General features: G+C 44.7%; 1 protein-coding gene and 1 pseudogene. Both read left to right on the top strand.

The features are described 5' to 3' along the window. A partial coding sequence (locus ACERY3_RS25230) for an SGNH/GDSL hydrolase family protein (protein ID WP_373226788.1) occupies positions 1-959 on the top strand: 959 nt, incomplete at its 5' end. Between the two features lie 44 nt (positions 960-1,003). Then, positions 1,004-1,554 (top strand): annotated as a pseudogene (locus ACERY3_RS25225) (hypothetical protein); the annotation flags it as partial.

The raw sequence follows: 1,554 nt of genomic DNA, 5'->3' as shown, positions 1-1,554 counted from the left end.
CAGCTGCTGATTTTCTTTCAGGCCAACTTCGAAGCCTGTATCAGCGTCATTATGGGAATGGTGGACCGGGATTCATCAGCCCGATGAGAGTTCCGGGAAATCGGTACAGCCATGTAAATTACAGCAAAGCAAGTGGCTGGCAACTGGAAACCAGTCGAAAAACAAAAGATCCGGCATTTACGCTCGGAGGAAACATTGCAACGCCGACATCGGTAAACAACTCAGAACGTATCACCATTTCTGACGGAGAAACGGAGCTTCAGGCCCGGGCACTGTACCGTTCAACGGGAGATGCAATGTTGCAACTGGGGGGAGAGACAGTAACCCTGTCCGGTACCCAGGGGAGATGGACGTTATCCCGTGCGGTGCCGGTTGCCGATGCATTTGCAGTTTCAATGAAAGGAAATGGCACTCAACTGGCTGGATTCTGGCTGACATCCCGTCATTCAGGCGGTGTGATTGTCAGTGCGCTTGGTATCAATGGGGCTCAGATCTCGATGCTTGATAAATGGGCCTCAGACTGGCCCGGAACGCTAAGCAATCTGACGCCTGATCTGGTTATTCTCGCCTTCGGTACTAACGAAGCATTTAATATTTCAATGTCAGCAGAGGAATATCAGCAAACGCTGCTCAGGCAGATCAGAAAAATTCGTCAGGCTGTTCCAGATGCGGCGATACTGCTTGTAGGACCAGGAAGCAGCATCATGAACAAAAGTGCATCAGGTTGTTCAGCCCGTCAGTCGCCGGTGTTAAAGACGATCATTGAGGTTCAGAAAAAAGTGGCTGCGTCCGAACATACGCTGTTCTGGGACTGGTTTGCCTTTATGGGAGGAGATTGTTCTATAGAGCGCTGGGCTGACAAGGGGAAAGCGCGGCCTGACCTGGTTCATTTAACTTCTGACGGATACCAGGAAACGGCGAGTGCGCTTTGGCAGGATCTTGAAAAAACGATGCAGTAATTATGTAAAAATTTCAATGTTATTGATCCTTCATCAGATAATGAATGATCAATTTTTGTTTGCTTCTTGAACATAATTATCAGGTGTTTATTAATATTTTAACAGGATGTATTTATGCTTTTTCCAAAAGAGTATTTTCAACTACTTTTATATTTTTTTCTATGATATTTGCCCTACAGGCTCATGCCATTTCGTATCCGTATAAAGCCATTAACAATATACTGACTTATCAACTGGACAGTAATGCGGAACCGGAAAAACTGGAGGGGGCAAAAACAGACAGCTTTAATGTTATTTACAGTGGTGATTATACCCATGTCATTCAGTCCGGCGGACACTATTTCTGTAATGCTACCCGACTTCCGGCATCATTCGATCCTGACAACGCTCACTTTGATAATTTATTTTTACTGACCGAGGGTAAATCATGGGTTAACTGCAAGGAAATGAGTTTTCCAGTCAATAAAGATACCTTCAGATCATTAAAGCATCCTTACTATACCGATAATAAAGTTGTCTTTACTGCAGACGGGAATATTATCAAAGGAGCGGATGTAAGAACGTTTGTGGCCTTATCTAACAATCAGGCAAAAGA

Origin of the sequence: Enterobacter cloacae complex sp. ESBL7 (genome assembly GCF_041679625.1) — a bacterium.
In the GTDB taxonomy this organism is placed as follows: Bacteria; Pseudomonadota; Gammaproteobacteria; order Enterobacterales; family Enterobacteriaceae; genus Enterobacter; species Enterobacter asburiae_B.
Note: the sequence above shows the minus strand (reverse complement) of the source record. Positions and strands in the feature narration are given on the sequence as shown.